16 protein-coding genes are annotated in these 15,863 nt (G+C 73.3%); 12 read left to right on the top strand and 4 right to left on the bottom strand.

The window, feature by feature from the left end; all coding sequences use genetic code 11:
- The first annotated feature begins 133 nt into the window (after positions 1-133).
- Positions 134-784 carry a DUF4230 domain-containing protein gene (locus IE271_RS22975; RefSeq protein ID WP_190192297.1) on the top strand — a complete coding sequence of 217 codons (651 nt, stop codon included), beginning with the start codon at positions 134-136 and terminating at the stop codon, positions 782-784.
- 10 nt (positions 785-794) lie between these two features.
- On the opposite strand, the gene IE271_RS22970 is transcribed toward IE271_RS22975, so the two are convergent.
- The gene (locus IE271_RS22970) at positions 795-1,010 is read right to left on the bottom strand and encodes a DUF6479 family protein (protein WP_190192296.1); all 216 of its coding nucleotides are present in this window, start codon (positions 1,008-1,010) and stop codon (positions 795-797) included.
- A 461-nt stretch (positions 1,011-1,471) separates the two neighbouring features.
- Between IE271_RS22970 and IE271_RS22965 the strand changes: the two genes are divergently transcribed.
- Entirely contained in the window at positions 1,472-2,131 is a 660-nt protein-coding gene (locus IE271_RS22965; protein WP_190192295.1) for a VanZ family protein, read from the top strand.
- Between the two features lie 128 nt (positions 2,132-2,259).
- Positions 2,260-3,507 (top strand): glycoside hydrolase family 16 protein, encoded by a 1,248-nt coding sequence (locus tag IE271_RS22960; RefSeq protein ID WP_190192294.1) that lies wholly within the window; start codon positions 2,260-2,262, stop codon positions 3,505-3,507.
- A gap of 86 nt (positions 3,508-3,593) precedes the next feature.
- Here the strand turns inward: IE271_RS22960 and IE271_RS22955 are convergent, their stop codons facing one another.
- A complete protein-coding gene (locus IE271_RS22955; RefSeq protein WP_190192293.1) occupies positions 3,594-3,830 on the bottom strand; it encodes a hypothetical protein in 237 nt (78 codons plus the stop codon).
- A gap of 213 nt (positions 3,831-4,043) precedes the next feature.
- Between IE271_RS22955 and IE271_RS22950 the strand changes: the two genes are divergently transcribed.
- The 3 genes from IE271_RS22950 (at position 4,044) to IE271_RS22940 (ending at position 7,193) form a co-directional block, all read left to right on the top strand.
- A complete protein-coding gene (locus IE271_RS22950; RefSeq protein WP_190192292.1) occupies positions 4,044-5,081 on the top strand; it encodes a PHP domain-containing protein in 1,038 nt (345 codons plus the stop codon).
- Between the two features lie 66 nt (positions 5,082-5,147).
- Positions 5,148-5,813 (top strand): HAD family hydrolase, encoded by a 666-nt coding sequence (locus IE271_RS22945; RefSeq protein ID WP_190192291.1) that lies wholly within the window; start codon positions 5,148-5,150, stop codon positions 5,811-5,813.
- A gap of 417 nt (positions 5,814-6,230) precedes the next feature.
- A complete protein-coding gene (locus IE271_RS22940) occupies positions 6,231-7,193 on the top strand; it encodes an SDR family NAD(P)-dependent oxidoreductase (RefSeq protein WP_190192290.1) in 963 nt (320 codons plus the stop codon).
- A gap of 70 nt (positions 7,194-7,263) precedes the next feature.
- Here the strand turns inward: IE271_RS22940 and IE271_RS22935 are convergent, their stop codons facing one another.
- Both IE271_RS22935 and IE271_RS22930 read right to left on the bottom strand, forming a co-directional pair.
- Complete coding sequence (locus tag IE271_RS22935; RefSeq protein ID WP_190192289.1) at positions 7,264-7,536, bottom strand: hypothetical protein; 273 nt, start codon at positions 7,534-7,536, stop codon at positions 7,264-7,266.
- Between the two features lie 98 nt (positions 7,537-7,634).
- Positions 7,635-8,927 carry an ROK family transcriptional regulator gene (locus IE271_RS22930; protein WP_190192288.1) on the bottom strand — a complete coding sequence of 431 codons (1,293 nt, stop codon included), beginning with the start codon at positions 8,925-8,927 and terminating at the stop codon, positions 7,635-7,637.
- A gap of 166 nt (positions 8,928-9,093) precedes the next feature.
- Here IE271_RS22930 and IE271_RS22925 point away from each other — a divergent pair, with 166 nt between their 5' ends.
- The 6 genes from IE271_RS22925 to IE271_RS22900 all read left to right on the top strand — a co-directional run bounded on the left by IE271_RS22925 (position 9,094) and on the right by IE271_RS22900 (position 15,673).
- The gene (locus IE271_RS22925; RefSeq protein WP_190192287.1) at positions 9,094-10,413 is read left to right on the top strand and encodes an ABC transporter substrate-binding protein; all 1,320 of its coding nucleotides are present in this window, start codon (positions 9,094-9,096) and stop codon (positions 10,411-10,413) included.
- Between the two features lie 5 nt (positions 10,414-10,418).
- Positions 10,419-11,408 (top strand): carbohydrate ABC transporter permease, encoded by a 990-nt coding sequence (locus tag IE271_RS22920; RefSeq protein ID WP_190192286.1) that lies wholly within the window; start codon positions 10,419-10,421, stop codon positions 11,406-11,408.
- A gap of 17 nt (positions 11,409-11,425) precedes the next feature.
- Entirely contained in the window at positions 11,426-12,265 is an 840-nt protein-coding gene (locus IE271_RS22915) for a carbohydrate ABC transporter permease (RefSeq protein WP_190192356.1), read from the top strand.
- A gap of 29 nt (positions 12,266-12,294) precedes the next feature.
- Positions 12,295-13,653 carry a GH1 family beta-glucosidase gene (locus IE271_RS22910; protein ID WP_190192285.1) on the top strand — a complete coding sequence of 453 codons (1,359 nt, stop codon included), beginning with the start codon at positions 12,295-12,297 and terminating at the stop codon, positions 13,651-13,653.
- A gap of 206 nt (positions 13,654-13,859) precedes the next feature.
- Positions 13,860-14,354, top strand: a complete 495-nt coding sequence (locus IE271_RS22905) for an FBP domain-containing protein (RefSeq protein ID WP_190192284.1) — start codon at positions 13,860-13,862, stop codon at positions 14,352-14,354.
- A gap of 68 nt (positions 14,355-14,422) precedes the next feature.
- A complete protein-coding gene (locus IE271_RS22900) occupies positions 14,423-15,673 on the top strand; it encodes an FUSC family protein (RefSeq protein WP_190192283.1) in 1,251 nt (416 codons plus the stop codon).
- The last annotated feature ends 190 nt before the right edge of the window (positions 15,674-15,863 follow it).

The following is a 15,863-nucleotide window of genomic DNA, read 5'->3' as shown; positions in this document are numbered from 1 at the left end:
GGCGGCGCGGAGCGCGGGGCGACTCCCCGTCACCGGCGCACCGGCGCGTCCGGCACCGGCGCTCTGCGCTCGACCGCCCGGCCTGACAAGGGAATTGACGGGCAGATGCTTGGGTGAAAGGAGGACTGTCGACATGACGACGTCCCTGAAACGCGTACCGGGCTGGGCCAAGCTGGTGGGCGCCCTGGTGCTGGTGCTCGCGGTGCTGTTCGCCGGGCTGCGGCTGGCCGTCCTGCCCGGGCTCGGCGACCTGTTCGGCGAGGAGACCCACGACCGGTCGGGGCCCGCGCTGCTGAAGTCGATCCAGGACATCAGCCGCTACGAGGCCGCCTCCGGCAACTTCCAGGTCGTGGTGGACCTGGAGAAGGACGCCAAGTACCTGCCGGACGCGATCCGCGGCACCCGCACCCTGTACGTGGGCGCGGGCACGGTCGACGCGTACGTCGACATGGGCGCCCTCGGCGAGGACGACGTCCGGGTGAACGAGGACCGCACGTCGGCCACGATCGAGCTGCCGCACGCGGCCCTGGGCGAGCCCGCCCTCGATCCCGACCGCTCCTACGCCGTCTCCAAGCAGCGCGGCCTGCTGGACCGGCTGGGCGACCTCTTCTCGGACAACCCCAACGACGAGCGGGCGGTGCAGCGCCTGGCGGCGAAGCACATCGGGGAGGCGGCCCAGGAGAGCGAGCTGACGAAGCGCGCCGAGGAGAACACCACGAGCATGCTGGAGGGTCTGCTGCGCTCCCTGGGCTTCAAGGAGGTCCGGGTGACGTACGGTTCCTGACCGTCGCGCGTCAGGTGTTCCGCCCCGTGCCGTCGTCGCCGGGGGTGTCCCAGGAGTCGGAGCGCGGCTGGGAGACCCGCGACGGCGACGGCTGGTGCGCCGTCCTGCGCCGGCCCCAGACGAAGGCGCCGAGCAGCACGGCGACGACCACGACGCCCACCACGATGAACAACAGGGAGTTGGAGCCGGCCGAAGCCAGTGTCTGTGCAGGTGAGGAAGTGTTCATGACCTTCCTTCTTGCCCCGGATCCCGGTGTCGACGCCCCCTCGGCCGACCGGGACGCCGGGCAGCGCCGGGACGGGGCCGGGCGCGGTCCCGGCCGCGGTCCGGCGCGGCGGTGGCGGCGCGCGCCGTCCGCCCGTGTGCTGCGGCGCCGCCGGCGGGAACCGGAGGGCGGCCGGTGACGCGCCCCGTCCGCATCCGTGCGCCCCGCGCGGTCCGGAGCCCGGTGCCGGGCGGCCGCCGGGACCCCGGACCGCACGGCCGGAGCGCTCCGGGGCGCGCGGTCGCGGCACGCCGGGACGTACGCGGCCGGAGCCACGCGGCCGGGTGGGCGGAGAAGCGCGCGGCCGCGCGGGGACGGAGGGCGCCCGCGCAGCGCTTTCGCGTCGCCGACGCAACGGCATCCTCACCCGGTTCGCGGGTAACCGCCTGTCGTCGGAGGCCGGTTGAGACCAGGAGGGCGCGATGGCCCGTACCGCAGTCAGTGCTCGCTCGTTCCTCACGCGCGGCGGATGGCGTCCGCGCTCCGCGGGGGCGGACCGCCCGAAGGAGGCCGCGCCGCCGGAGAAGGAGCCCGAGGGCGCCAAGAGGCCGGCGGCCGGGAGGAAGGGCCGCAAGTCCGCCGCCGAGTCCGAACGGCGGCCGCTCCCCCTGTTCGTCCGCCTGCTGGTGATGCTGGTCGCCTTCGCGGCCATGGTGGCCTTCGGCGCCGCGCTGGCCAAGCTGACCCTGGAGCCGTCCCCGGCCTCCGAGTCGCTGACGCACAGCAACCTGCGGCCGGGCGACTCCCTGCAGGCCTATCTGAACCAGCCGGAGCTGCGCGACGCCGTCAAGCAGGTCGGCGGCAACCTGTTGCTCGGCGTGCCGTTCGGGGTGCTGCTGCCCGTGCTCGTGCCGAAGGTGGGCGGGCTGCTGCGGGTGGTGTTCCTGACCGCCGTGGTCATGCTGCTGGTGGAGCTGGTGCAGGGTGCGCTGATCACCGGGCGCGCCTTCGACATCGACGACGTCATCCTGAACACCACGGGCGCGCTGATCGGTTACCTGCTGCTGGGCCGCCGCCTCAACCACGCCGTGCACCGGCGCGGGCGTGCGCGCAAACCCCGCGGGCGGCTGCGGAAGACCTGAGACGCAGGTACGTACCAAGGTCTTGACACTCCCTTTATTCACTTCTTAAATCATCAGGCGAAGCATGCACCCCCCACCTCAGTAGGCCCGCCCCTCCTCCCTGGGGCGCCCCCACGGAAGGGAGAGTCGTGGACTCCCCGCGCCTGCTCCGCAGATGCCTCTTCGCCGCCCTGTCCGCCACCCTGGTCGCGATAGCCGCCGTGGCCCCCGCCCAGGCCCGAGAGGCCGGGCCCGGGGCCGTGGCGGCGGTGACGTTCTCCGACACCTTCGACGGCCCCGCCGGCGCCGCCGTCGACAGCGGCAAGTGGCAGCTGGAGACCGGAGACAACGTCAACAACCACGAGCGGCAGTACTACACCTCCGGCACGAACAACGCCAGGCTCGACGGCCAGGGCCACCTGGTGATCGAGGCCCGCCGCGAGAACCCGGGCAACTACCAGTGCTGGTACGGCCGGTGCGAGTACACCTCGGCCCGCCTGAACACCTCCGGGAAGTTCACCGCCCAGTACGGGCGGGTCGAGGCCCGCATGAAGATCCCGCGCGGCCAGGGCGTCTGGCCCGCCTTCTGGATGCTGGGCCAGGACCTGGGCCAGGTCGGCTGGCCCGACTCCGGCGAGATCGACGTCATGGAGAACGTCGGCTTCGAGCCCGCCACCGTGCACGGCACCCTCCACGGCCCCGGCTACTCCGGCTCCGGCGGCATAGGCGCCGGCTACACCCTCCCCGGCGGCCAGGCCTTCGCCGACGCCTTCCACACCTTCGCCGTCGACTGGGCACCGGACCGGATCACCTGGTCCGTGGACGGCACCGTCTACCAGACCCGCACCCCGGCCGACCTCAACGGCAGCCAGTGGGTGTTCAACAAACCGTTCTTCCTCATCCTCAACCTCGCCATCGGCGGCTACTGGCCCGGCGACCCCGACGGCTCCACCCCCTTCCCCGCCCAGCTCGTGGTCGACGAGGTGAAGGTCACCACGAGCGACGGCTCGGGCGGCACCGGCACGACGATCAGGGGCCTGGCGAACAAGTGCGTGGACGTGGCCAACGCGAACACCGCCGACGGCACGCCGATCCAGCTCCACGACTGCAACGGCAACGACGCCCAGAAGTGGACCGTCGGCTCCGACGGCACGATCCGCGCCCTCGGCAAGTGCCTCGACGTCGCCGGCGGCGGCACGGCGGACGGCACGCCCGTCCAGCTCTGGACCTGCAACGGCACCGCCGCCCAGAAGTGGGTGGTCACCGCCGCCCGCGACATCGTCAACCCCCAGGCGGACAAGTGCCTGGACGTGAAGGACAACAACTCCGCCAACGGCACCCGGCTGCAGATCTGGACCTGCGCGGGGACGGCCAACCAGAAGTGGACGGTCGGCTGAGGCGACGGGACCGCGCGCCCGGCCGGGGACATCCCGGCCGGGCCTTTCCGTACCGGTCCGGGGCCGGTGCTCCTCTTCGGGCCGGGCTACCGCCGTCGCCAGGTCAGCTTGTCGCCGCCCACCCAGCAGACCTCGGCCGGGTCGTCGGCGTCGTGGATCACGACGCCGCGGTGCGCGGCCGCCACGAGGACGTCGGCCAGGTCCTGCGCCGCGCCGACGACCTCGCCGTCGATCTCCACGACCCGGAACGGCGGGCGGTCGGGCTGGACGGGCCCCACGACGATCCGCGGCATCGTGATGCAGGGGCTTGAGATTTCGGTCATGATCCCACCGGTCCCACGTGTGTTCCGTCGGCAGACCTCGCGGACGTCCGTCCGGTCCGCCCGGTCGGCGGGGGCCGCGGACGGTCCGTTCGGCCGCGGTGCGCGCCCCGGCGCCGTACGCGGTGCCCGGGCGCGGGCCGCACCTTCAGGGTCGCACGGAGGCGGCCGCCGCGCCGTCGTGCGCACCGGCCGATGCTGCGCGACGCTGGGCCCATGGACCCCGTCGAGGCCCTGGACCGCATCGCCTTCCTGCTGGAGCGCGCCCAGGCCCCCACCTACCGCGTACGGGCGTTCCGCACGGCCTCGGGCGTCCTCGCGGGCCTCGGCGGGGACGAGGTGCGGCGACGCGCGGCGGACGGCTCGCTCCGGGAGCTGAGGGGCATCGGCCCGCGCACGGCCGAGGTGGTGGACGAGGCGCTGGCCGGGCGGGTGCCCGGCTACCTGGAGAGGCTGGAGGGCGAGGCGGCCCGGCCGCTGGCCGAGGGCGGCGAGCGGCTGCTGTCCCTGATGCGCGGCGACTGCCACGTCCACTCGGACTGGTCGGACGGCGGCAGCCCCGTCGAGGCGATGGGCCGGGCGGCGGCCGCCCTGGGGCACGAGTGGGCCGTCCTCACCGACCACTCGCCGCGGCTGACGGTGGCGCGCGGCCTGTCCGCCGGGCGGCTGCGCGAGCAGCTGGACGTCGTGGCGGGGCTGAACCGGAGCTGGGCGCCGTTCCGGCTGCTCACCGGCATCGAGTGCGACGTCCTGGACGACGGGTCGCTCGACCAGGACCCGGAGCTGCTCGCCCGGCTGGACGTGGTCGTGGTGTCCGTGCACTCCAAGCTGCGCATGGACCGGGAGGCGATGACCCGGCGCATGGTCGCGGCCGTGACGAACCCGCTGGCCGACGTCCTGGGGCACTGCACCGGGCGGCTGGTGACCGGGCGCGGCCGGCCGGAGTCGGAGTTCGACGCCGACGAGGTCTTCGCCGCGTGTGCGGAGTCCGGCACCGCGGTGGAGATCAACAGCCTGCCCGCACGGCTCGACCCGCCCCGCCGGCTGCTGCGCCGGGCGGTGGCGGCGGGCACGCTGTTCGCCGTGGACACCGACGCGCACGCGCCCGGGCAGCTCGACTGGCAGCAGTACGGCTGCGCGCGGGCCGAGGAGTGCGGGGTGCCCGCCGAACGGGTGGTGACGACCTGGTCCGCGGACGCGCTGACGGCCTGGACACGGCACCGCGAGGTCCCGTCCGGCGTGCGCGGCCCGTAACGCGGTACTGGGAGGAGGGAACGGCGACGATGGCGCGCCGGCGCGACGAGACGAGAGGGACAGCACATGGGACGGGCCGCCGTGTTCGACGTCGACGGGACCCTCGCCGACACCAACCATCTGCACGTGACGACGTGGTGGGAGGCGTTCCGGCAGGCCGGGCACGACGTCCCGATGCACGCCGTCCACCGGGCCGTGGGCCTGGGCTCGGACGACCTGATCGCCCACCTGCTGGGCGAGGACCGGGACGAGGACCAGGACGACGCGATCAGCGCCGCCCACAAGACGCTCTACGGGACTTACTTCGACCGGCTGCCGGCCCTGCGGGACGCGGGCCGGCTGCTGAAGAAACTGCACGGCGACGGCTGGACCGTGGTCCTGGCCACCTCGGCGGGCGGCGCGGAGCTGAAGGCGCTGCGCCGCGCCATCGACGCGGACGACGTCATCGCGGCCGTCGCCAGTGCGGACGACGTGGAGCGGGGCAAGCCCGCGCCGGAGCCGGTGCAGCAGGCGCTGGAGCTGGCGGGCGTCCCCGCCGAGCGCGCGGTCTTCGTCGGTGACACGGTGTGGGACATGCGGGCGGGCACGCGGGCCGGGGTGACCTGCGTGGGCGTGCTGAGCGGCGGCATCCCGCGCGCCGACCTGGAGGAGGCCGGGGCCCGCGCGGTCTACGACGACCCGGCGCACCTGCTCGCGTCGCTGGGCGACAGCCCGTTCGCCGCGCTCGCCTGAGAACGCCCGGCGGCCCCGGGCGGGTGCCACGGGGGCCCGGAAGGGCACCGGACGGACGGCCCCGTAGCCGCGTGACGCAGATCACCTCTCTACAGGGCGGGACGCGGAACAGTCACCACTTGTTTCTCGTTGAACCAACCGTGGGTGCGGATGGGACAGTGTCCCCGGGCCTCACCTTCCGCCCACAGGGACGATCGTTCGGCTGAAGCCCTGTGGAGCCCTTCGCCGCGAGGCGACCGCCATCCGCGGCCACCCACAGACGGCCCCGACCGAGATTCCCCCGTCCGGTCGGGGCCTTTCCCTGTCCTGGGGCCCGCTTCCGCCCGGGGCGCGCCCGGCGTCCGGCAGCATCGCACGGTCCCGGCGCACGGCCGCGCCGCTTGACTTCGAGGGCGCTCCCATCCGTAGCGTCACCGCATGACCACCGCACAGCAAGGCATCGGCTCCGGATTCGGCTTCGGCAGCACCGCGGACGACGTGCTCGACGGCATCGACCTGACGGGGCGGCTCGCCGTCGTCACGGGCGGCTACTCCGGCCTCGGCCTGGAGACCACGCGCGCGCTCGCGAAGGCGGGCGCGCGCGTCGTCGTCCCCGCCCGGCGCCCCGAGGTCGCCGAGGAGGCCCTCGCCGGGCTCGACGGGGTGGAGGTGGACGAACTCGACCTCGGCGACCTGGACAGCGTCCGCGCCTTCGCCGAGCGCTTCCTCGCCTCGGGCCGGTCCGTCGACATCCTGATCGGCAGCGCGGCGATCATGGCCTGCCCGGAGACCCGGGTCGGCCCGGGCTGGGAGGCCCAGTTCGCCACCGGCCACCTGGGCCACTTCGCGCTCGCCAACCGGCTCTGGCCCGCCCTGGCGGCGGACGGCGGCGCCCGGGTCGTCTCGGTGTCCTCCCTCGGCCACCGCCGGTCGGACATCCGCTGGGACGACCCGCACTGGCGGACCGGCTACGACAAGTGGGGGGCGTACGGGCAGGCGAAGACGGCGAACTCGCTGTTCGCCGTCCACCTCGACGCCCTCGGGCGGGACTCCGGCGTCCGGGCGTTCACGCTGCACCCCGGCGGCATCCTCACCCCCCTCCAGCGCCACCTGCCCAGGGAGGAGATGGTCGGGCTCGGCTGGATCGGCGAGGACGGCACCCCGCTGAACCCGGCCGGCTTCAAGACGCCCGAGCAGGGCGCAGCGACCCAGGTCTGGGCGGCCACCAGCCCGAAGCTGGCGGGCCTGGGCGGCGTGTACTGCGAGGACTGCGACATCGCCCCGATCGCCGCCGGGCCCGGGGCGCCGTCCGGCGTCCGGCCCTACGCGGTCGACCCCGCCTCGGCCGCGCGCCTGTGGGCCCTGTCGGCGGAACTGACCGGGGTGGACGCGTTCGCGTGACGCCTTCCCCGTACGCGCGGGGGCCCGGCGCACGTACCGGTGCGCCGGGCCCCCGCGCGTACGGGGCCGTTCAGGCGGTGGACTCGTCCGCGCCCGGGTGCTCCGGGTGGACGGTGCCCTCGTTCCGCTCCCCCTTCGGGCCCGTGCCCGCCTCGTCGGTGTCGGGGAGGCCGGAGGCGGCCCCCTTCTCGTCCCCCGACCCGTCCTCCGCCCCCTCGGCGCCGCCCGTCACGCCGGGGGCGACGTCCCAGGGGTCCTCCCCCGGCTGGACCTGCTGGTCCGGCAGGTCCCGCGGTACGGGGTGCCCGCTCTCGCCGGGGCCCTCCAGTCGTTGGTCGGTCACAGCGCGCTCCTCTCCCGGTCGTCCGAGGAGGAACAGGTACCGCGCGGCCGTACGGCGAAACCGTCCCGCACCGCCGCCTCCGCCGGCGAACCGCCCGCTCAGTGCGGCGCCCGCTCCTCCAGCGCGGTGCGCCAGACGGGCAGCGGCACCTCCCGCGCGGCGGGCTCCGGGCGCCGGCCGCCCTGGACGAAGAAATCGGCGAGCGGCAGGATCGCCGCGCCGACGGTGACCGCGTCGGGGCCGAGCGCGCCGAGGTCGACGGTGACGCTCTCGGCCGGGTGGCGCAGCGCGTACGAGGCGGCGTACCGGCGGACCGCGGGCAGGAAGCGCGAGCCCAGCCGGAGGCCCGCCCAGCCGCCGATGAGGATGCGCTCGGGCTGGAAGAGGTTGATCAGGTCGGACAGGCCCGCGCCCAGGTACTCGGCCGTCTCCTCCAGGACCGCGAGGGCCACCGGGTCGGGCGCGGCGCCGTCGGCGGGGTAGGCGGCGGCCAGCATCGCGGCGAGCGCGGTCTCCTCGTCGGCGCCGGCGGGCGGGCGGCCGCCCTCCTCGCGCCAGCGCTCCAGCAGTGCCTCGGCCCCGGCGTACGCCTCCAGGCAGCCGAGCGCGCCGCACCGGCAGCGGCGCCCGCGCACCCGTACGGTGAGGTGCCCCCACTCCACGGCGCGGCCCTGCTCCACGTCGTCGGTGACCAGGCAGGCGCCGACGCCGGAGCCGAACAGGACGACGATCGTGCTGTGCGCGCCGCGGCCGGCGCCGAACCACATCTCGGCCTGGCCGAGCGTCTTGGCGCCGTTGTCGGTGAAGTACGGGACCCCGTCGGGCAGCAGGCGGCTCTCGCGCAGCAGGGACTCCAGCGGGACGGCGTCCCAGCCGATGGTCTGGCCGTGCACCACCGCGCCCCGGTCGGAGGTGCGCTCGACGATGCCGGGGACGCCGATGCCGACGCCGAGCAGCCGGCCGGGGTCGAGGTCCGCGGCGGCCAGCACCTCGGCGACGCCGTCGCGGATGTGGCCGACGACGACCCCGACGTCGTAGCGCTGGTGCTCCAGGACCCGCTCGGCGCGGGCCAGTTCGGTCAGGGCGAGGTCGAAGAGCTCCACGCGGACGCGGGTCTCGCCGACGTCGACGCCGATCATGTGGCCGCTGGCGGGCGCGACGCGCAGCAGGGTGCGCGGGCGGCCGCCGTCGGAGTCGACGCTGCCGGCCTCCTCCACGAGGCCGTCGGCGACGAGTTCGGCGACGACGTTGCTGATGGACCCCGAACTCAGCCCGGTCGCCGGGCCGAGCTCGAAGCGGCTCATCGGACCGTCGAAATACAACCGTTGCAGTACGGCGGCGCGATTGCCCCGCCGCAGGTCACGGACCGTGCGCCCGCTCCGCCCAGCCATGTGGCTCCTTCCCGTTCCGCCCCACCTGCAAGATACCGCTGCGCGATCCCTTGACGCGCTGTGCTTCCAGGTCTTAACTCACGTCCTAAATTAAGCCATGAGGGCGTTCGGTACGTGGACGCCGGCGTCCCCTCAGCCGTTCCCTGCCGGAAGGGACCTCCACACCATGCGCAGATTCCGAGCCGCGGCCGCGAGCGCCGTCACCGTCTCCCTGCTGGCCGCCGCGACCGCCTGCGGCGGCGGCTCGTCGACGGACGGCGGCGGGTCGGACGACTCGCCGAAGGAGCTCACGTACTGGGCCTCCAACCAGGGAGCCAGCGTCGAGGTCGACAAGAAGGTCCTCCAGCCCGAGCTCGACAAGTTCGAGAAGGAGACCGGGATCGAGGTGAAGCTGGAGGTCGTGCCCTGGTCCGACCTGCTGAACCGGATCCTGACCGCCACCACCTCCGGACAGGGCCCCGACGTCCTCAACATCGGCAACACCTGGAGCGCCTCGCTGCAGGCGACCGGCGCGCTGCTGCCGTGGGACGCGGAGAACTTCGACAAGATCGGCGGCAAGGACCGCTTCGTCGACTCCGCGCTCGGCTCGACCGGCGCCTCGGGCCAGGACCCGGCGGCGGTACCGCTGTACTCGATGGCGTACGCGCTCTACTACAACAAGAAGATGTTCGCCGAGGCGGGCGTCTCCGAGCCGCCGGCCACCTGGGACGAGCTGGCCGCCGCCGGCAGGAAGCTGTCCAAGGGCGGCAAGTGGGGCCTGGGCGCCGAGGGGTCCAACCCGGTGGAGAACGTCCACCACGCCTTCGTCTTCGCCAAGCAGCACGGCGCCGACTTCTTCACCGCCGACGGCAGGCCCGACTTCACCGACGAGGGTGTGGTCGCCGCGGTCGAGCAGTACGTCGGCCTCATGGCCGAGGAGAAGATCATCGCGCCCGGCAACGCCGAGTACGCGCAGAACCAGTCCGTGAGCGACTTCGCCAAGGGCAGGAACGCCATGCTGCTGTGGCAGTCCGCGTCCGCGAACCTCAAGTCCCAGGGCATGAGCGAGGACGACTACGGCATCGCGCCGGTCCCCGTGCAGTCCGGCGCCCCCGGCGGCGGCAAGAACGTCAACTCCATGGTCGCGGGCATCAACCTGGCCGTCTTCAAGAACACCGACAACCTCAGCGGCGCCACCGAGTTCGTGAAGTTCATGACCAGCGACGCCGAGCAGAAGATCCTCAACACCGCGTACAGCTCGATCCCGCCGGTGAAGGCCGCCCAGGAGGACCCCTCCTTCAACACCCCGGCCAACGCGGTCCTGAAGGACACCCTCGCCAAGAGCGCGGCCGCCCTGCCCCAGGTCGCCGACGAGTCCCAGTTCGAGACGGCCGTCGGTACGGCGATCAAGGAGCTGTTCGCCGACGCGGCCGCCGGCAAGCCGGTGACCGCGCGGTCGGTGAAGGCCAAGCTCGAGAAGGCCCAGCAGCAGATGCCGGCGAAGTGAGCGCGATGACCACCACCGTCCGGGCCGACGGACCGGCGGTGCGCAAGGACGCCCCCGGTGCGGCGCGCGGCCCCCGCCGCCGCACCGGGCGGATCCGCCGCGCCGGCCTGCCCTACCTGCTCCTGCTGCCCGCCCTGCTCCTGGAACTGCTGGTCCACCTGGTGCCGATGGTGACCGGCATCGTGATGAGCTTCAAGGAGCTCACCCAGTTCTTCATCCGCGACTGGGGCGCCGCCCCCTGGGCGGGCCTGGACAACTACAAGGTGTCCGTGGACTTCGACGCCCCCGTGGGCGAGGCACTGCTCCACTCCTTCCTCGTCACCGTCGGCTTCACCGTGCTCTCCGTCGGCCTGTGCTGGCTGGTCGGCACGGCCGCCGCGGTCCTCATGCAGGACGCCTTCCGCGGCCGGGGCCTGCTGCGCGCCCTGTTCCTCGTGCCGTACGCGCTGCCCGTCTACGCGGCCGTGATCACCTGGGTGTTCATGTTCCAGCACGACAACGGCCTGGTGAACCACGTCCTGCACGACCAGCTCGGCCTCACCGGCAAGCCGTCCTTCTGGCTGATCGGCGACAACAGCTTCGTCGCGCTGCTGACGGTGTCCGTGTGGAAGGGCTGGCCGTTCGCCTTCCTCATCGTCATGGCCGGCCTGCAGAACATCCCCCGGGAGCTGTACGAGGCCGCCGCGCTGGACGGCGCCGGGATGTGGCAGCAGGTCCGCCGCATCACCCTGCCGTCGCTGCGCCCGGTCAACCAGGTGCTGGTCCTGGTGCTGTTCCTGTGGACGTTCAACGACTTCAACACGCCGTACGTCCTGTTCGGCAGAACGGCCCCGGCCGCCGCCGACCTCGTCTCGGTCCACATCTACCAGGCGTCCTTCGGCAACTGGAACTTCGGCACCGGCTCCGCCATGTCCGTGCTCCTGCTGCTCTTCCTGCTCGTCGTGACGGGCGCCTACCTCGCACTCACCTCGCGCGGACGGAGGACCGCCGCATGAGCACGCCCAGGTCCCCGATGGCCCCGCCCCGCTCCTTCCTGTGGACCCGGCGGATCCTCCTCACCCTGCTCACCGGCTTCGTGCTGCTGCCGGTGTACGTGATGGTCTCCAGCTCGCTGAAGCCCCTCGCGGACGTCACGGGCGCCTTCCGCTGGCTGCCGAGCGAGCTGACGGTCCGCCCGTACATCGACATCTGGTCCACGGTCCCGCTCGCGAAGTACTTCGTGAACTCGCTGATCGTGGCGGGGGCCGCGACGGTCTGCTCGGTGGTGATCGCGGTCTTCTCCGCGTACGCCGTCAGCCGCTACGACTTCCGCGGCAAGCGCGTCTTCACGGTCACCGTCCTGTCGACCCAGATGTTCCCCGGCATCCTCTTCCTGCTGCCCCTCTTCCTCCTCTACGTCAACATCGGCAACACCACCGGCATCGCCCTGTTCGGCTCGCGCGGCGGCCTGATCCTCACCTACCTGACCTTCTCCCTGCCGTTCTCGATCTGGATGCTGATCGGGTACTTCGACTCGGTGCCGCGCGACCTGGACGAGGCGGCGAAGGTCGACGGCTGCGGCCCGCTCGGCGCCCTCTTCCGGGTCGTGGTGCCCGCCGCGATCCCCGGCATCGTCGCGGTCGCCGTCTACGCCTTCATGACCGCCTGGGGCGAGGTGCTGTTCGCCTCGGTGATGACCAACGACACCACCCGCACGCTCGCCGTCGGGCTCCAGGGCTACTCCACGCTCAACGACGTGTACTGGAACCAGATCATGGCCGCCTCGCTCGTGGTGAGCGTGCCGGTGGTCGCCGGGTTCCTGCTGCTCCAGCGCTATCTGGTCGCCGGCCTCACCGCCGGCGCCGTGAAGTGACGCGCTCCCCTCTCCCGGAAAGGACCTCCGTGACCATCGACCTCGCCGCATTCCCCCACGACTTCCTCTGGGGCACGGCCACCTCGGCGTACCAGATCGAAGGAGCCGTCGCGGAGGACGGCCGCTCGCCCTCCATCTGGGACACCTACGCGCACACGCCCGGCAAGGTGGACCACGGCGACCACGGCGACGTCGCCTGCGACCACTACCACCGCTGGCGCGAGGACATCGCCCTGATGAAGGAGCTGGGCACCAACGCCTACCGGCTCTCCGTGGCCTGGCCGCGCGTGGTGCCCGGCGGCGACGGCCCGGTCAACGCCAAGGGCCTGGACTTCTACGACGCCCTGATCGACGCCCTGCTCCAGGCGGGCATCACCCCGTCCGTCACCCTCTACCACTGGGACCTGCCGCAGGTGCTCCAGGACCGGGGCGGCTGGCCCGAGCGCGACACCGCGTACCACCTGGCCGCGTACGCCGCGGCCGTCGCCGAGCGCCTGGGCGACCGGGTGAAGCACTGGACCACGCTGAACGAGCCGCTGTGCTCGGCCTGGATCGGGCACCTGGAGGGCCGGATGGCGCCGGGCCTGACCGACCTCACGGCGGCCGTGCGCGCCTCCTACCACCTGCTGCTCGGCCACGGCCTGGCCACCCAGGCGGTCCGGGCCGCCGTCCCGGACGCCGAGGTCGGCATCGTCAACAACCTCTCCGACGTCGTGCCCGCCTCCGAGCGCCCCGAGGACGTCGCGGCCGCCCGCCGCATGGACGGGCACTCCAACCGCTGGTGGCTGGACCCGGTGCACGGCCGCGGCTTCCCCGAGGACATGCGCGAGGTGTACGGGGTGGAGCTGCCGGAGCGGGCGGGCGACCTGGAGACCATGGCGCAGCCGCTGGACTGGCTGGGCCTGAACTACTACTTCCCCTCGGCCGTCGCCGACGACCCGACGGGCCCGGCGCCGTACGCGCACGCGGTGCGCCGCCTCGGCGTGCCGCGCACCGGCATGGACTGGGAGGTGGAGGCGGCCGGCATCGAGCGCCTGCTGCTGCGCCTGACCCACGACTACGGCGCCCGCAGGCTGTACGTCACGGAGAACGGCTCCGCCTACCCGGACGTCGTGCGCCCCGACGGCACGGTCGACGACCCGGAGCGCAAGCGGTACCTGGAGGACCACCTGGCGGCCTGCGCCTCGGCGGTCCGCAAGGGCGTGCCGCTGGCCGGCTACTTCGCCTGGTCGCTGCTGGACAACTTCGAGTGGGCCTACGGCTACGACAAGCGCTTCGGCCTGGTGCACGTGGACTACCGCACGCAGCGGCGCACGGTGAAGGGCAGCGGCCGGCACTACGCGGAGATCATCCGCGGCCACCGGGCGCGGGCGCGCAGGGCGGCCTGACCGCCGCCCCGGCCCGAAGCCCCGCTCCACGGCCCGCCCGCCGGACTCCCGGCGGGCGGGCCGCGTCCGGTGCGCGGCCCGCCCGCTAAATCCATTGGCCTCCTCAGTTTCCGCTACGTACTGTAGGTGGGTTCCTAATGGCTATAGGTTCCGTCGTGTCCGCGGGCGCGGTCACGGCGGGGCTCCACCTGTGAAGGGCCTCCCTCATGAAACCGCTCACCGAGCAGGACATCCGCACCTCGTTCGTCAACTGCTCCAAGGGCGAGGCCAAGCGTCTCCACCTCCCGAAGGACCTGGCCGAGCGGCCGTGGGACGACCTGGACTTCCTCGGCTGGCGCGACCCGGGGGCGCCCGACCGCAGCTATCTGGTGGCCGAACGGGACGGCCGCCCGGTCGGCGTCGCCCTGCGCTTCCCGACGCAGCAGCGCGGCTTCCTGCACCGCAGCATGTGCTCGCTGTGCCTGACCACGCACCCGGGCAGCGGCGTCTCCCTGATGACGGCCCGCAAGGCGGGCCCGGCCGGCCGCGAGGGCAATTCGGTGGGCGTCTACATGTGCGCCGACCTCGCCTGCTCCCTGTACGTGCGCGGCAAGAAGGTCCCGGAGTCCGGGGGCCGCCTCCAGGAGAGCCTGACCCTGGAGGAGCAGATCGCGCGCACGACGGGCCACCTGTTCGCGTTCCTGGACCGTCTGCACGTCTGAACCGCCCCGCAGGGATCTTCCGTTCCGCACGGTGTTCGACGGGCCGGTGGAGCGGGAACTGGCGAAGGATGCGAGATGTACGTGGTCTGTGGGACACATGCGTCCGGTTGTTTCACCAATGGCGACGCGAACCGGCGGTCGTACAAGCGGTGCGCTCGACGGGCGCCGCGACGATCGCCTATGTCATCGCCGTGCACCTCAGCCCCGAGGCGGCCCCGCTCACCGCGCCCCTGACGGCGCTCCTCGTCGTCCAGGTCACGCTGTACACCACCATCATCACCAGCGTCCGCCGGGTGAACTCGGTGGTGACCGGCGTCGTCATCGCCATCGCCTTCAGCGTCCTGGTCGGCCTGACCTGGTGGAGCCTCGCGCTGATCATCCTCGCCTCGCTGGCGGTGGGCCATCTGGTACGGGTCAGCGAGTTCGTGCCCGAGGTGGCGATCAGCGCGATGCTCGTCCTCGGCGTCACCAGGGTCGGGGACACGGCCTGGGCGCGGGTCCTGGAGACGCTGATCGGCGCCGTCGTCGGCCTGGTCTTCAACCTGCTCCTCGCTCCCCCGGTGTGGGTGGACGAGGCGGGCGCGGCCGTCGAGGACCTGGCCCGCCGGATGCGGCAGTTGATGCGGCGCATCGGCGAGGAGGCCCGGGGCGGCATCCCGGTCGCGGAGACGACGGAGCGGCTGTACGAGGCGCGCCGCCTCGACCACGAGATCGTCGAGGTGGACGCGGCGCTGCGGCAGGCCGAGGACAGCCTGCGGCTCAACCCGCGCGTCCGCGAGGGGCTGCTGCACCGGATCGTGCTGCGCACCGGCCTCGACACCCTGGAGATCTGCACGGTGGTGCTCCGCGTCCTCGCGCGCAGCCTCACCGACCTGGCGAAGGCGCGCGACCCCGAGCCGATGTTCGAGCAGGAGACGGGCGCCGCGCTGGAGCAGGTCCTGTCCGACATCGGCGACGCCGTGGTCAGCTTCGCGGTCCTGGTGACCACCGACGTCAGCCGCAGCGCGGAGTCCGCGGAGACCCGGCTCGCCGCCGAGCTGACCGCGGCCCGCGCCACCCGGGACAAGCTGTCCCAGCTGCTGCGCGACGAGGCGCTGCGCGAGACCCGCTGGTGGCAGTACCACGGCGCCGTGCTGACGGAGGTCAACCGCATCCTGGACGAGCTGGACATGGAGCACCGCTCCCGGCGGCTCCTGGAGGAGCTGGACCGCTGCGCCCGCGAGCAGCGCGAGCGCATGCCCCGGCTGACCCGGCTGCAGCAGCGGTGGCGCGGACTGCGCCGCCGCAGGCGTGTCGCCGCCGCACGGCGTACCGACTGAGGGCGGACCGCACGTACGGGTCCGCCGGGGCGGGGGAAGGTACGGACGGCGGCCGGCGGGCCCGCGTCCGCGCGCCGGTGCGCCGCCCCGCGCGGGGTGGCGCATCGCACTCCGCCGGTCTTTGCGCTCGGCGGCTCCGCGCGCCAGGGTGGCCGTCAAAGCCGTGACGACCGACCCCGACCCGAGGTGC

The organism is Streptomyces minutiscleroticus, from assembly GCF_014650875.1.
Lineage (GTDB): Bacteria > Actinomycetota > Actinomycetes > Streptomycetales > Streptomycetaceae > Streptomyces > Streptomyces minutiscleroticus.
Note: the sequence above shows the minus strand (reverse complement) of the source record. Positions and strands in the feature narration are given on the sequence as shown.

What these genes read in the sequence shown, in the direction of transcription:
- IE271_RS22975 (WP_190192297.1), top strand. Translation starts at nt 134, where the DNA reads ATGACGACGTCCCTGAAACGCGTACCGGGCTGGGCCAAGCTGGTGGGC.
- IE271_RS22970 (WP_190192296.1), bottom strand. Translation starts at nt 1,010, where the DNA reads ATGAACACTTCCTCACCTGCACAGACACTGGCTTCGGCCGGCTCCAAC.
- IE271_RS22965 (WP_190192295.1), top strand. Translation starts at nt 1,472, where the DNA reads ATGGCCCGTACCGCAGTCAGTGCTCGCTCGTTCCTCACGCGCGGCGGA.
- IE271_RS22955 (WP_190192293.1), bottom strand. Translation starts at nt 3,830, where the DNA reads ATGACCGAAATCTCAAGCCCCTGCATCACGATGCCGCGGATCGTCGTG.
- IE271_RS22950 (WP_190192292.1), top strand. Translation starts at nt 4,044, where the DNA reads ATGGACCCCGTCGAGGCCCTGGACCGCATCGCCTTCCTGCTGGAGCGC.
- IE271_RS22945 (WP_190192291.1), top strand. Translation starts at nt 5,148, where the DNA reads ATGGGACGGGCCGCCGTGTTCGACGTCGACGGGACCCTCGCCGACACC.
- IE271_RS22940 (WP_190192290.1), top strand. Translation starts at nt 6,231, where the DNA reads ATGACCACCGCACAGCAAGGCATCGGCTCCGGATTCGGCTTCGGCAGC.
- IE271_RS22930 (WP_190192288.1), bottom strand. Translation starts at nt 8,927, where the DNA reads ATGGCTGGGCGGAGCGGGCGCACGGTCCGTGACCTGCGGCGGGGCAAT.
- IE271_RS22925 (WP_190192287.1), top strand. Translation starts at nt 9,094, where the DNA reads ATGCGCAGATTCCGAGCCGCGGCCGCGAGCGCCGTCACCGTCTCCCTG.
- IE271_RS22920 (WP_190192286.1), top strand. Translation starts at nt 10,419, where the DNA reads ATGACCACCACCGTCCGGGCCGACGGACCGGCGGTGCGCAAGGACGCC.
- IE271_RS22915 (WP_190192356.1), top strand. Translation starts at nt 11,426, where the DNA reads ATGGCCCCGCCCCGCTCCTTCCTGTGGACCCGGCGGATCCTCCTCACC.
- IE271_RS22905 (WP_190192284.1), top strand. Translation starts at nt 13,860, where the DNA reads ATGAAACCGCTCACCGAGCAGGACATCCGCACCTCGTTCGTCAACTGC.
- IE271_RS22900 (WP_190192283.1), top strand. Translation starts at nt 14,423, where the DNA reads ATGCGAGATGTACGTGGTCTGTGGGACACATGCGTCCGGTTGTTTCAC.